General features: G+C 52.5%; 11 protein-coding genes. 4 read left to right on the forward strand and 7 right to left on the reverse strand.

The genetic code is table 11. The features are described from left to right. The first annotated feature begins 16 nt into the window (after window positions 1-16). Together KK078_RS08475 and KK078_RS08480 are read left to right on the forward strand one after the other, a co-directional pair. Window positions 17-775, forward strand: coding sequence for a 3-keto-disaccharide hydrolase (locus tag KK078_RS08475; RefSeq protein WP_254089824.1), 759 nt, complete (start codon window positions 17-19; stop codon window positions 773-775). Between the two features lie 70 nt (window positions 776-845). Continuing rightward, window positions 846-1,271, forward strand: coding sequence for an META domain-containing protein (locus KK078_RS08480; protein WP_254089825.1), 426 nt, complete (start codon window positions 846-848; stop codon window positions 1,269-1,271). 12 nt (window positions 1,272-1,283) lie between these two features. Here the strand turns inward: KK078_RS08480 and KK078_RS08485 are convergent, their stop codons facing one another. Together KK078_RS08485 and KK078_RS08490 are read right to left on the reverse strand one after the other, a co-directional pair. Next, the gene (locus KK078_RS08485; RefSeq protein ID WP_254089826.1) at window positions 1,284-2,423 is read right to left on the reverse strand and encodes a C1 family peptidase; all 1,140 of its coding nucleotides are present in this window, start codon (window positions 2,421-2,423) and stop codon (window positions 1,284-1,286) included. 23 nt (window positions 2,424-2,446) lie between these two features. Continuing rightward, window positions 2,447-3,652, reverse strand: a complete 1,206-nt coding sequence (locus KK078_RS08490; protein WP_254089827.1) for a PQQ-dependent sugar dehydrogenase — start codon at window positions 3,650-3,652, stop codon at window positions 2,447-2,449. A 126-nt stretch (window positions 3,653-3,778) separates the two neighbouring features. On the opposite strand from KK078_RS08490, the gene KK078_RS08495 reads away from it, so the two are divergent. Further along, on the forward strand, window positions 3,779-5,689 hold the full coding sequence (locus KK078_RS08495) for an ABC-F family ATP-binding cassette domain-containing protein (protein WP_254089828.1): 1,911 nt from the start codon (window positions 3,779-3,781) through the stop codon (window positions 5,687-5,689). A 401-nt stretch (window positions 5,690-6,090) separates the two neighbouring features. Here KK078_RS08495 and KK078_RS08500 read toward each other — a convergent pair whose 3' ends face one another. Together KK078_RS08500 and KK078_RS08505 are read right to left on the reverse strand one after the other, a co-directional pair. Then, window positions 6,091-8,193 (reverse strand): outer membrane beta-barrel protein, encoded by a 2,103-nt coding sequence (locus KK078_RS08500; protein ID WP_254089829.1) that lies wholly within the window; start codon window positions 8,191-8,193, stop codon window positions 6,091-6,093. Then, complete coding sequence (locus KK078_RS08505) at window positions 8,165-8,722, reverse strand: RNA polymerase sigma factor (protein WP_254089830.1); 558 nt, start codon at window positions 8,720-8,722, stop codon at window positions 8,165-8,167. Before KK078_RS08505 ends, KK078_RS08500 begins: the two co-directional genes overlap by 29 nt. 165 nt (window positions 8,723-8,887) lie before the next feature. On the opposite strand from KK078_RS08505, the gene KK078_RS08510 reads away from it, so the two are divergent. Further along, on the forward strand, window positions 8,888-10,189 hold the full coding sequence (locus tag KK078_RS08510) for a type IX secretion system plug protein (RefSeq protein ID WP_254089831.1): 1,302 nt from the start codon (window positions 8,888-8,890) through the stop codon (window positions 10,187-10,189). Here KK078_RS08510 and cas6 read toward each other — a convergent pair. The 3 genes from cas6 to KK078_RS08525 all read right to left on the reverse strand — a co-directional run bounded on the left by cas6 (window position 10,186) and on the right by KK078_RS08525 (window position 12,697). Continuing rightward, window positions 10,186-10,986 carry a CRISPR-associated endoribonuclease Cas6 gene (gene cas6, locus KK078_RS08515; protein ID WP_254089832.1) on the reverse strand — a complete coding sequence of 267 codons (801 nt, stop codon included), beginning with the start codon at window positions 10,984-10,986 and terminating at the stop codon, window positions 10,186-10,188. The two genes, KK078_RS08510 and cas6, sit on opposite strands and share 4 nt — an antisense overlap. 128 nt (window positions 10,987-11,114) lie before the next feature. After that, on the reverse strand, window positions 11,115-12,212 hold the full coding sequence (gene ychF / locus KK078_RS08520) for a redox-regulated ATPase YchF (protein WP_254089833.1): 1,098 nt from the start codon (window positions 12,210-12,212) through the stop codon (window positions 11,115-11,117). A 119-nt stretch (window positions 12,213-12,331) separates the two neighbouring features. After that, a complete protein-coding gene (locus KK078_RS08525) occupies window positions 12,332-12,697 on the reverse strand; it encodes a DUF3276 family protein (RefSeq protein ID WP_254089834.1) in 366 nt (121 codons plus the stop codon). Window positions 12,698-12,712 lie beyond the last annotated feature (15 nt).

The following is a 12,712-nucleotide window of genomic DNA, read 5'->3' on the forward strand; positions in this document are numbered from 1 at the left end:
GATCAACTACCCATACATGAAAAAAACAATTTCATCACTCTGCTTATTATCCTTGCTCGGTACGTATCACGCTGTGCAGGCGCAAGATCAACCCGAAAAGAAAACACCCGAGTCTACGGAGCTATGGTCGCCGGAAGTGCGCATTATCACTCCGGGAGAAAAGCCGGGCGATATGCCGTCTGACGCTACAATGCTGTTCGATGGCAAGTCGCTTGACCAATGGGTGAGCATAGACGATACCCCCGCCAAGTGGACTGTAAAAGACGGCGCTGTGACCGTAGTGGCCGGCGGAAAAGACATCCGTACCAAAAAAGAGTTTGGCGATTTCCAACTGCACATCGAGTGGCGCTCACCCGCGACGGTAGATCCGAAGCAAACGGGCCAGGGTCGTGGTAACAGTGGTATCTTCCTGCAAGAACGTTTCGAAGTGCAGGTATTGGATAGCTACAATAACAGGACGTACTCCAATGGCCAGGCCGGCTCTATCTACAAACAACACATTCCACTGGCAAATGCCTGCCGCAAACCCGGCGAATGGCAAGCATACGATATCTTCTTCACCGCACCACGCTTCAACAAAGAAGGCCGTGTGATCTCTCCGGCATATGTCACCTTGATCCATAACGGTGTATTGACACAAAACCATGTGGCCGTGTGGGGACCGACGGAGTATATCGGGTTGCCGGTTTACAAACCGTATGAAAAGGGCCCTATCCGTCTACAGGATCATGGCAATCCGGTGAGCTTCCGCAACATCTGGATCCGCGACCTCTGATCTTCACCAACAAGCCGGACATTTCTTCCGGCTTGTTTTTTTCTGGCATAGATTTTTCCGATATACCGATATGAAAAGATTATTTGTTGCCCTGATTATAGTCTTTCTGGCTTGTTGTAAGCCTACAGAAAAGACCACCAGCGTTGCCCACCTGGAAAATACGTATTGGAAGCTCTCCGAGATGAATGGCATGCCCGTCATCACACCGGCGGATGCGAAGGAAGTACATATGGTACTGGCGTCTTCCGACGGTGAAAAGAAGTTACGGGGTTTTGCGGGCTGCAATGGTCTTGGCGGCAGCTATACTGTCGATGGTGACAAGATAAAATTCATGACCATTAGCACCAAGATGTTCTGCGAGTCGCGGATGGACGTGGAAAACTTCCTGACAAATGTGCTGCAACAAGCCGACCACTATGCCATTAAAGGTGAAACGCTCGAACTTTATGAAGGCAATACCTTCCTTGCCAAGTTCGATTCTGTTTATTTGCACTAATCACCCGCAGCGCTAGCGTATGCCCAGTTTCTGCCGGAGTGCATTGTCTAACGCGGCCTTCGGAACCACCATGCTCACCGTATTGATGGCGAAGTAGCTTTCCGACACGCGAATGTATCCGCCAAAGGGACCGATCTTTCCCCAGGAGTTCTTTACCAAAAAGAACTTCTTACCTCCTTTTGTTTTCTCCAATCCTACCAGGTGCATGAGGTGATCGTCCTGGGTGGTCAGGTTTTCATACAGGTTCTGACGGATCGTTTGATCATAGGGCATCTCGGCGTCGTCGGCCTGGATCGTCTGCGGTGCATTGCAGTCTTTCCAGCGCATGGCATACCCGTCTTTCTGGCGAAAGCAGCTGTTGCTGACATCGGCATCCCACATCATGGAATAACCGCCTGCGAGGGCACGCTCTGCCAACGAGATCATTTCATTGACCGGCAGGTTGTAGTACGCGCCATTCAGAAAATTATCGGGGGCTTCCAGGATAAACGATGTATAAAACGGGTGGTGCGAGAACGAGGTGATGTTGACGTAGTCCAACGCCGAGAAGCGCACTACTTCCGACGCGAACGTCAGCGGTGTGTACGATTTCTCTTTGTACATAAATGTCGTCGGAGCTTTGCCGAGGTGGTCGTCCAGGATGACTTCAAATCCACGCTGCCAGTCGGCCGGCACCGGGCGTATCTTCAGCAAACTATCCAGGTACGTCTTCAGCCGTGCATCGAGCCGGCCATGGTCGTGATTTTTCTGTCCTAATACCAGGCCGGGGTAAGCAGCTTCCGGAACGATACCATACGTCGCCATCGCCCGGATTACGTCGTGCCCCAGTCCTCCGGGGCCAAACTGCGCGGCACCCTGGCGCAGCATATAGTTTCTGGCTTTTTCCAGGTAGATATGCCGCACGGTAAACATCTCGGAAATATCGAACTCCCCATATCCTTGCTTCATGGTCTGTGACTCTACCAGCGATGTTGTCGAGAAGCTCCAGCACGTGCCAGTATTGTCCTGGCTCTTCACCGCGGTTGCCGGCACCTCGTATACACGCGTGAAACCGGCAGGCGGTACAGACAGTCCTTGCGCATCGGCTTCGCTCACCATTCCCAATGCCATGCCACAACAGATCGCGGCCACAGGCAGGTGTAATTTCTTCATGGTCGGTTAGGTTATTAGTATGCTTATCCTTTGTAGGAGATGCGGTAGATTACGTTGGCTTTGTCGTCTGACACCAACAGCGAGCCGTCGGGCATCACCAGCACGTCTACCGGTCTGCCCCACTCCTTCTGCGAGGCTTCATCCAGCCAGCCGCTGGCAAACACCTCGTGACGTTTCGCACTGCGTCCGGCCAGCTCCACCAGTGTAACGTTATAACCACTTTTCTTAGTCCGGTTCCAGGAGCCATGCTCGGCGACGAACAGTTTGTTTTTATACGATGCCGGGAAGAGAGTCCCGGTATAAAACTTCAACCCCAGCGGTGCTACGTGCGGGCCGAGCTTGTCGGCGGGCGCCGTGAAGTCGCTGCAAGGACGTTTACTTCCAAACTCCGGGTCTTTGATCGACCCTTCGTGGCAATACGGGTAGCCGAAGTGCATGCCCGCCTTCGGGGCTACGTTCAGCTCACATGCGGGCTTTTCGTCGCCCAACATATCGCGGCCGTTATCGGTAAACCACAGCTCTTTCGTTTCGGGATGCCAGGTAAAGCCTACGGTGTTGCGTACGCCGTGGGCGTATACTTCCAGCCCTGTGCCGTCGGCATTCAGGCGCGTGATGGACGCGTAGATCTCTTTTTCGGGCTCGCAGATGTTGCAGGGGGCGCCGACGGGCACGTAGAGCTTTCCGTCGGGGCCAAAGGAGATGTATTTCCAGCCATGGTGTGTGTCGGTGGGGTAGTCATCCTGGATCACCACGGGCTTAGGCGGGGCCTGCAGGGATGATTCGATCCTGGGAAATTTCAGAATGCGGCTCACTTCGGCCACGTACAGGTCGCCATCGCGGAACGCCACGCCGTTGGGCATGTTCAATCCCGAGGCGATCACCCATTTCTTGTCGGCCTTAAAATCGCCGTCCGTATCCTTTACGGCATATACCTTGTCGCCATTGCGGTTGCCCACGTACAAAACACCCGAAGGGCTTAGTGCCAGGGAACGCGCGTTGTCCACTTCCGCAAATACATCGATGGAGAACCCTGCCGGCATCCTGATCTTGTCAAGGGGCAGCGTTTTGGCATAGTCCGTTAGCGCGGGCAGACCACCATCGTCGGCCCCTGGCTGTTCGGGGACGTTTGTCGTATCTTCGGTTGACGCCGCTTCGTCGTTGCGCGAGCTGGTGTGGCTGCAGGCCACCAGTAAGACGAGGGTTATGACAGGAAAAGAGGTGAACTTCATAAAAACTGCGATGGGTTGAGTACTAAAAATACGTGTTTTTGAAATCATAACGCAACGTCATTCCATACCTGGCGGAAATGCTACAAATACTGATTATTTTTGTATTCGAATGAGTGCGTCGGAATCATGATCTCTATTACTAATCTCTCTTACTACATCGGGGGCCGCCCGCTGTACGAAAATGCAAACATGTTCATCAAGCCGAAGGACAAGATCGGCCTGATCGGACTGAACGGCCGCGGGAAATCCACCCTGCTGAAGATTATCAACGGCGATCTTAAGATCGATAACGGCTCCGTCAGCAAAAGCAACGACTGCACCATCGGCTTCCTGAACCAGGATCTCCTCTCCTATCAAACCGAAGATTCTATCCTGAGCGTCGCTATGGGCGCGTTTAAAGAAGTCGTGGAGATTGAGCGTCAGCTGGAAGACACCATCAAAAAGCTCGAAACCGAATATTCCGACGAGCTGGTAGAAAAACTGTCCAAACTACAGGAACGTTTTGACCATCTGGATGGCTACAGCATCGAGTCCAAAGCGGAAGAGGTCCTGGAAGGGATCGGTTTTGCTACCACCGACCTGCATCGCCCGCTCAAACAATTCTCGGGTGGCTGGCGCATGCGTGTGATGCTGGCCAAGCTGCTGCTGGAGAAACCCTCGCTGCTCATGCTCGACGAGCCTACCAACCACCTGGACCTCCCCTCCATCGAGTGGGTGGAGAACTACCTGCGTAACTACGAGGGGGCCGTCATCATTGTATCGCACGACCGTACCTTCCTCGATAACGTCATCTCCAAAACAGTCGACGTAACACAGCAACAGCTTGTAACCTACGAAGGCAACTACTCTTTCTACCTGCAAGAGAAAGAGCTGCGTCAGGAAATTCAACAAGGTGCATACGAAAACCAGCAGCAGAAGATCCGCCAGACCGAGCGCTTCATCGAGCGCTTCAAGGCAAAGGCTACCAAAGCCCGGCAGGTACAGTCGCGTGTCAAGGCGCTGGAAAGAATGGATATGATCGAAGAGGTCGTAGACGATACCGCGGCCGTGAACTTCCGGTTTAAGTTCAACCAGCAACCCGGCCGGTATATTGTTACCCTTGATCATGTCTCCAAAGCTTATGGTGCATTGGAAATTTTAAAAGATACCAGCATCAACATCGAGCGCGGTGACAAGATCGCCTTGATCGGGGCCAACGGAAAAGGGAAGTCTACTCTTCTGCGCATTGTCGCGGGCGAAGAGCCCGTGGAAGGCGAGCGCACGCTGGGCTTCAATGTCATTAAAGCGTTCTATGCACAGCATCAGCTGGAGTCGCTGCGCGTTGACAATGAAATATTGGAGGAGCTCCTGCAAGCCGGCTCGGGCAAGCCTGAACAAGAGTTGCGGAACGTGTTGGGATGTTTTCTGTTTTCGGATGAAGACGTCTTCAAGAAGATCAAGGTACTGTCGGGTGGCGAGAAATCGCGTGTAGCCCTGGCGAAGACCCTTATCTCCGAAGCCAACTTCCTGTTGCTCGATGAACCGACCAACCACCTGGATTTCATCTCGGAAAATATTCTGATCCAGGCCTTGCAGCAATATGCCGGTAGCTTTATTGTCGTGTCGCACAACCGTCACTTTGTAAGCCACATCGCCAACAAGATCTGGTACATCGAAGACAAAAAGATCAAAGAATATCCGGGCACGTACGACGAGTACGAATACTGGCGCAAAAAGAACGAGGCACAGCAGGTAAAAGCAGAGCCACCCAAACCTACAAAAAAGGTAGAGCCTGTAGCGCCAAAGCCTGTGAATACGCCGAGCCAGGAAGCCCGTCGCAAGCAGTTGGAAAAAGATTTGCGCAAAGTAGAAGAAGAAGTAACGCGGCTGGAAGAGACTAAAAGCAAACTTGAAACCGAGCTGGCCAGCCCGGAAGTGTTTAATCAGCCCGCTAAGCTAAAAGAAGTGCAGGCTGCGTTTGAGAAAACCGGCGTTGCGTTGGCAGAGGCTAATAAGAAGTGGGAAGCATTCGCTACAGAGATCGACGCGCTGGGATAGTCGGCGTCTGCATCTGAGCCGGCCAACTCCGGGGCCAGAGCCGTTCCCCGGAGTGATGGCTTAAGCTCATTTTAAAGATGTATGATGAGACAACGCAATTCTTTTTTTGCCACTGTAATAGTGGTTTCCCCAGGATTGAACGTTCTTTTTCACCACTACCTGCACCACAGGTGCGTAAACGGGTCCATGTGTCTGATCATGGACCGACCCCTGCGAGGAATCCGAACAACCTTCCATCACGATGCTGATTCCTAAAAGCGCCGTTAGAATAAGTAGAGCATACAAGGATACGTGTATCCGTTTCTGTAATCTGCTTTCTAAAGTACTGTCCATACAAACGAAGGGCTTTTTCGGTTATTTAACTACTTAGACACCCCCTTGTAGTAAAAGGTTGGAATGGTCTAATGAAAAATATATCGAAATCTTAACCCGACATCAAATGTCAGCGGCGCGGCCGTTACCGGCTGGTCGGACTTGTAAATCGAGTTCAACGGGTAGCGTATGCCCGGATTCAGGGACAACCGATAGTGTTTGCTAAACCGGTAGCTAAACTCCGTGCCCATCAATCCGCTAAAGTTCACCGTACGGTACGGTGAGTCTGATCCATTACCTTTTGTCTCCTTCTGCAGGTTCTCACCTTCGGGCGTAATCGTATTCTGAATGAACAGATCCGTGGCAAGACCTCCGTTAAGTTGTATCCCTACCTTGCGGTTTACCAGCAGGTACCCTGCCTGTAACGGCACGCTCACAAACTGCAAGCTGTTATTAACATTGTACGGCGCCGTGGGCACCACATTTTCCAGCGCGAACTCGGTGGATGCTGCCTGCTTATCCGCCGACATGATGGAATTAACCGACGGTGCCTGGAAGCTCTCGTAGTCTGCCGTACCCACGGCGCTGGCGGTGTAGTCCGACGCCTGCGTCATATAGTTTATCCCCCCCTGCAGTACCCACCGCGAAGAGATGCGCGTACCCATGCTCACCCCCACGGAATAAGAGCTGCCCGATGCCTTCGCTTGTTGATTCGCGACCTTGTCAACGGCATCTTTACGTGCATCTGCCATCATCAGGTTACCCGAGGAATTCGACACACTCGAGTTGATCGTGTTGAATGAGCCCGCCGCAAAGCCTACCGACGTCCACAATTTCTCGGAGGCATGCTCCTCGTCCTCACGTTTATTTTTCTTTTCTTTTGCGTTTGCATCCTTCTCCTGTTCATCCAGGCGCGCCAGCAAGGCCATCAGCGGATCTACGGTCGACGCCGGCTCCACTTTCATGCTCGCCGGTTTTTGAACGCGCGCTCCCAGAGAAGTCACTTCCGGGGTAGCGTGTGCTGGCGCCGGCGAGTACGCCAATCTATATTCGGTTTGCTGACCAGCTGCCGCAGCAGGCGATGTTGTAGTGCTGTTCGGTGTCACGGCATTGTTATTGCCCGTATTGTCCGTGCGTTGATTACCATTGGCTACAATAGCTCCCTTGCGTATCGCGTCTGCTTCCTTCGCGTGCGCAACAGCCACACCGGTCTCTCCTATCTGCGCCGGTTGCAGTCCATCGTTCGAAGTGGAGCCTGCGTTGTTGGTCGCCAGTGTTTGCTGATCATTCACTGCGCGACCTTGATCCGGTCGGCTATCCCGGGAAGGATCGGTCCCTCCCGTTTCCGTCGCGCGGCGACGTTGAGCGTCCTGACGTACGGCAATTTGCCGCGCAGCAGGATTGTTGGGCTGGGTGGCGGTATGGTTGTGTTGTGTCGTTGAGCTTCGCGTAGCGGCGGTGCCGACCGTTCCGGCCAGCGCTGTCTGCGCTTGAGTATCGCCGCTGCCAGCCGGGGTATTCGTTCTCGCAACCGAGTTGGTGTCAGAACCGTTCCCCGAGCGCGTTGCTGCCACGCCTGGGGTAATATCAGACTGTGTCACCGGCGACGCCGCGTTTACGCCACGACTGTCGGTCTGCGGGGTAGCGGGATCCGTTTCCTGCCCCCCGGCGGCAACAGGTGCAATATCGGTCGCTCCCGGCTGAACCTGTTGTGCGTCTGTACGGGCGCCGGACGCTGACGTTGTGCCTTGCGATACCTCCTCACCGGAGTCATCGGCAGGTGTTGGCGCAGAAGCGTGGCGATCTGTCCCGGTGGCCCCCTCCTGATACGCCAGTTGCCCGGCAGCACCCGTCAGCTCCTGATCTTTCAGTATATAGTAGCCCACGCCGGCAACGGCCAATGCAAACGCTATTGACGCCGCGGCCAGCAGCTGGAAGAAGACAAGGCGGCGCTTCAATCTACCCCCTTCGGCCTTCATCAAGTCAAGCTCGATATTCGTCCACACGTTTTCCGATGGACGCACACCGGCTTCATCAAAAGCCTGCTGGAAGGTACCTGCAAACTTCCGGCTCTCCGCGTCGTCCAGCGTACGTTCGATATTCGTCCATACGTTTTCCGATGGACTCACGCCGGCTTCATCAAAAGCCCGCTTGAAGGCATCTTCAAACTTTCGACTCTCCATATCGTTCATAATACGTTGATTCCGTTAATAGCCGCTGCTGCAACAGGCTTTTGGCCCGCGCAAACTGCGACTTGGATGTTCCCTCGGAAATTCCGAGTTGCTCGGCGATTTCCTTGTGACTAAATCCTTCAATAGCAAACAGGTTGAATACGATCTGACATCCCTGCGGCAGGGCCTGTATCATTTCCAGTAATTGGGTAAAGTGGATTCCCGATATGCTCATCTCTTCTTCCGGAAGATTGGTCTCTTCAATGTCGACCATGGGGAACAGGTAAAGCTTCTTGCGTTTCGCGTTCAGGGCTGTGTTCACCATGATGCGGGTGATCCACGTCTCCAGCTTCGACTCTCCGCGGAAATTGCCAATGGCCTGGAATACTTTGACAAAGCCTTCTTGCAAGATATCCTCGGCTTCGGGAGTAGCTTTGGAGTAACGCAGACAGACGACCATCATTTTTCGGCAATAGAGGTCATACAGGGCACGCTGTGCTACCCTGTCGCCTTTTCGGCATCCTTCAATAAGCTCGGTTTCGCTGAGCATCAGTCCGTAGTATCGCCGTTTTGTATGTTAGACACCCTCCCGCCCCCAAAAGTTGGAATCGTTCGACGGATATTTCCCGCAAAATCTTGGCCATTCCCCCTCGAAAACGTTTCTTTAGAAACCAAAACAACCAGCCTGCACGGCGGGCAACCCCTGGCAAACCGCATGAACATAACGCTTAATTCTCTCATTATTATATCTTTAGCCGCACTTTCAGCGTGCGTTCCGATCAACCAACCCACCGCTACGGCCACGCCCGGTGGCAAAACTAAAACCCTCCAGCTGATCGACCGGGCTTATGAGTCCATCATCAAAACCATTCAGCTTCACCCCGACGGCCAGCCCCTGGAACCCGCCGTCGCCCGCCTGGGCCAGCCCAACCTGGTGCTGGAGTTCGACGACCTGCGCGACCACAATGATAACTATTACGCCAAGATCATCCACTGCAACTACAACTGGTCCCAGTCGACCTTGCAGGACCTCGACTTCATGACGGTGTACAACGAGTTTCCCATCAACACATTCGAGTTCTCGGTCGATACACACGTTCCGTATGTGCACTACAAATTCAACGTACCCGGTGTCAAGCTTCCCGGCAACTATGTATTGATCGTCTATCGCGAGTCCAACAAAGACGATCTTATTCTGAGCCGCCGCTTTATGGTGTATCAAACGCAAGTGACCTTCAAGCGCGACGGAAACCTCATCGGTCCTGGCGCCGCGGCCGACATCAGCCAGCAGCTCAACTTCACTATCAACTATCAGAACGTCAATATCCTGAATGCCATGACCGACGTGCATGTCAACATGCGGCAAAACCAACGGTGGGACAATATGGTCAACGACGTTCGGCCCAGCTTCGTACGCGAGATCGAAAAAGAGCTCGAGTACCGTTACTTCGACGATGCCAAGATGTTCCGTGGGGGCAACGAGTTCCGGTTCTTCGACCTGCGCTCCCTGAATTATCCCGGCCAGAACGTAGACCGCATCAACAAGACCGTGCGTCCCTTTGAAGCCTATATTCAGAAAGATAAAAGCCGCGAGAGCGAAGCGTACTCCCAGCCACAGATCCCGGATATCAACGGCAACTTCAACCTCGATAACTACGACTACCGCGACATGGCCTATGCCAACTATGTAAACGTGAACTTTACGCTGGCGGTACCGCCTGTCGTGAACGGCGACGTCTATGTTGCCGGTGCATTCAACTACTGGAATCTCGGCGCCGCCAATAAAATGAAATACGACACCGTGCAGCATGCCTATACTTCCCGCATGTTACTCAAGCAAGGTTGGTATAATTATCAGTATGTGGTCAGAACACCTAACCGCCCCTCGTACATGTTCGAGGGAAGCCACTTCGAGACCGAAAACTTCTACGAGATCTTTGTGTATTATCGCCCGTACCAGCCTCAGGCCGACCTGCTCATCGGCTATGAACGCATCGAGGCGAACCCGCGGCGCTAAGCATATACCATTTCCTGGTGGGTCGTGCGTTGGATCGAGTCGTTGTTGGCGACGTCCAGCATGCCAAAGCCTTTGTGTGTGAAATGGCCCAGGCCGTTTTCATATACGAACTGCTGCACTTCCTTTGCCGCGTATAGTGTAAAGGGGAATGTATAGCCGCGTACCTCGAACTTCACATCGTTGTCGTACAAAGGATAGATGCGCGCAAATTTTTTATGCGATGCCTGGATGCGTTGAATATAGTCGTGATCCGGAACGATCTGGAATTTATAGAACGATGTCAGCTGTTCGGCTGTATACCGCGCGTAAGCCTCCATGCGCGCAATGGTAGAATCGTATAACAGATCGGAGAATTCGTCGCTTTCGGGCGAGACAAACTTCTTACCGCTTTCATCATTAAACGTTGCCGGGATGACGACCACCGGTGAGATGCACAGGAAGCGGGCTTCATCGCCGATCTTTACCGGCTCTTCCTGCTCCACGGCATCGGGCACCAGGTGCAGGTTGCCGACAATGACTTCCTTCTGTTCAAACAGACGAGCCAGGAAATAGTCCATGAAGCCCTTGTCCGAGCATGCAAATACCAGGGTCACTTTGGACGAAAAGTAGTGCAGCCCTTTGCGGCTCACCTTCGTCTGGCCTTTCAGCCCCGAGAAATTGTAATGCGTAAAATCCAGGTAATTCTTCTCAGGGCCAAAAATCAGCAGCCCTTTAATAACCTGCGCCAAAAGATACTGATGGTGGAACGGCACATAGGCTCCCCTGTTCTTCAGTGAAAAAATAATCCTGGTTCTCAAAACCCAAAAATTTAGCCTGGGGGTTAAAAAAATTAACCAATTTAAAAAACGCGCTCTATACTGAGGGTGAGCGGTTTATAAAGCTAAGAAAAATCAGGGAGCTTTCACTGCCTTCGGCAAAGAAAACTTTATACATTGAAGCGGAAGTGCATCACGTCGCCGTCACCTACCACATACTCCTTCCCTTCTACCGACATCTTACCGGCTTCCTTGCAAGCCTGTTCAGTTTTATAGTGTTGATAATCAGCGAATTTTATAACCTCCGCACGAATGAATCCCCGCTCGAAATCGGTGTGGATAACGCCTGCGGCCTGGGGTGCTTTCCAGCCTTTCTTAATAGGCCATGCACGCACTTCCTTTACACCGGCGGTAAAGTATGTGATCAGGTTTAGCAGGTGATAAGACGCCTGCAGCAACTTGTTCAAACCCGACTCTTTCAAACCATATTCCGCCAGGAAAACTGCGCGGTCTTCTTCACTCTCCAGCTCCGCAATTTGTGCTTCAATGGCTGCGCTGATGATCACCACTTCGGCGTTCTCGCCTTGTATGTGTTTGCGCAATGCCTCCACATGTTTATTTCCTGTATGGATCGAAGCCTCTTCTACGTTTGTTACATAGATCACAGGCTTGGCCGTCAACAGTTGCAGATCCGCTACCGCTTTTTTATCTTCTTCGTCGATCTGCAGTGCACGGGCATTCTTACCGGCCAGCAGGGTTTCCTTGTATTGCAGCAGCACCGACAGCTCTTTCTTCAGCTTGGCGTCGCCCGCCTTGGCTGCTTTCTCGACACGTGAAATTTTCTTTTCCACCGACTCGAGATCTTTCAGCTGCAGCTCGGTATCAATGATCTCCTTGTCGGCCACCGGGTCGACCCGGCCGTCTACGTGGACAATGTTGTCGTTCTCAAAGCAACGCACCACGTGTACGATGGCATCCACTTCGCGAATGTTGGCCAGGAACTGGTTGCCAAGGCCTTCGCCTTTGCTGGCACCTTTCACCAGGCCGGCAATGTCCACAAACTCAATGGACGTCGGCACGACCCGTTCGGGCTGCACCAGCGTTTCCAGGACCTTCAGCCGGGCATCGGGCACGGAAATAACGCCTACGTTCGGCTCGATCGTACAGAAGGGGAAGTTGGCCGCCTCTGCCTTATTGTTTGAAATAGCGTTAAAAAGCGTCGATTTGCCTACGTTCGGTAGTCCTACGATCCCACATTGAAGTCCCATGGTGCTTGATTCTCTTAATTAAGGCCGCAAATATAACAATCGGCCGCCGAGACAAAAAGAAAAGCCCCTGCGTGTGCAGGGGCTTTCCCAGGTTATTATAGGTTCGGGGTTAGGTAAGGTCAATCCCATTTAAGCTCGGTATCCAGCGTGGTAGGTTTTGCGCCGGCTGCTTCCGTTTCTTCATGCTCATGCTCATGGGCATGATCAAATTGTGTAAAGTCCACATCCGGCATCAACTCTGTCTTCACGTGATTTACCGTGTTGGTCAGCGCCTCCAGAAACTTATTGAAGTCTTCCTTGTACAGGAAGATCTTATGCTTCTCATATGAAAACCCATCTTCCTTAAAACGCTTCTTGCTCTCTGTGATCGTCAGGTAATAATCATTAGAACGGGTAGACTTCACATCAAAAAAATACGTCCTCTTGCCGGCCTTTACTTTCGTTGAGTAGATCTCATCTCTACCGCTTGTCTTGTTTTCTTCCACAATCCGTCAAATTTA

The organism is Dawidia soli (assembly GCF_018598185.1).
GTDB classification, from domain to species: Bacteria; Bacteroidota; Bacteroidia; order Cytophagales; family Cyclobacteriaceae; genus Ohtaekwangia; species Ohtaekwangia soli.

Bases quoted from the DNA above. Each gene is read 5' to 3' on its own strand.
- KK078_RS08475 (WP_254089824.1), top strand. From the start codon at position 17: ATGAAAAAAACAATTTCATCACTCTGCTTATTATCCTTGCTCGGTACG.
- KK078_RS08480 (WP_254089825.1), top strand. From the start codon at position 846: ATGAAAAGATTATTTGTTGCCCTGATTATAGTCTTTCTGGCTTGTTGT.
- KK078_RS08485 (WP_254089826.1), bottom strand. From the start codon at position 2,423: ATGAAGAAATTACACCTGCCTGTGGCCGCGATCTGTTGTGGCATGGCA.
- KK078_RS08490 (WP_254089827.1), bottom strand. From the start codon at position 3,652: ATGAAGTTCACCTCTTTTCCTGTCATAACCCTCGTCTTACTGGTGGCC.
- KK078_RS08495 (WP_254089828.1), top strand. From the start codon at position 3,779: ATGATCTCTATTACTAATCTCTCTTACTACATCGGGGGCCGCCCGCTG.
- KK078_RS08500 (WP_254089829.1), bottom strand. From the start codon at position 8,193: ATGAACGATATGGAGAGTCGAAAGTTTGAAGATGCCTTCAAGCGGGCT.
- KK078_RS08505 (WP_254089830.1), bottom strand. From the start codon at position 8,722: ATGCTCAGCGAAACCGAGCTTATTGAAGGATGCCGAAAAGGCGACAGG.
- KK078_RS08510 (WP_254089831.1), top strand. From the start codon at position 8,888: ATGAACATAACGCTTAATTCTCTCATTATTATATCTTTAGCCGCACTT.
- ychF (WP_254089833.1), bottom strand. From the start codon at position 12,212: ATGGGACTTCAATGTGGGATCGTAGGACTACCGAACGTAGGCAAATCG.